Source organism: Colwellia sp. BRX9-1, from assembly GCF_014077195.1.
Classification (GTDB): domain Bacteria; phylum Pseudomonadota; class Gammaproteobacteria; order Enterobacterales; family Alteromonadaceae; genus Colwellia_A.
Map to the genome: position 1 here is coordinate 1 of NZ_JACGVM010000095.1, position 284 is coordinate 284.

Genomic DNA, 284 nt, shown 5'->3' on the forward strand with positions numbered 1-284 from the left:
GTGGCGGTTGTATCTTCAGCTATCGTGACAGTTTCACTATCATCACTTAAATCTGACACTGGAGTTACTGAAATTGTTAGGGTAGAACTCTGAGTGTCACCTGCACTGTCAGTAACAATGTAAGTAATTACAGGCACAGCACCGTTGAAGTTATCATTCGGTGTAAAAGTATAACTACCATCTGCATTTAAAGTTAACTCACCTTCGGTGAGGGTAACGGTGTCACCTGCACTATATGTATTACCATCAACAGTAAAGCTGGTGACGGTCATTGGACCGTCTGC

At 42.6% G+C, this 284-nt stretch carries 1 protein-coding gene; it reads right to left on the reverse strand.

All coding sequences use genetic code 11. From position 1 onward, the window contains the following. A partial coding sequence (locus H4J76_RS19615; RefSeq protein WP_310733745.1) for a cadherin-like domain-containing protein occupies positions 1–272 on the reverse strand: 272 nt, incomplete at its 3' end. Positions 273–284: the final 12 nt, after the last annotated feature.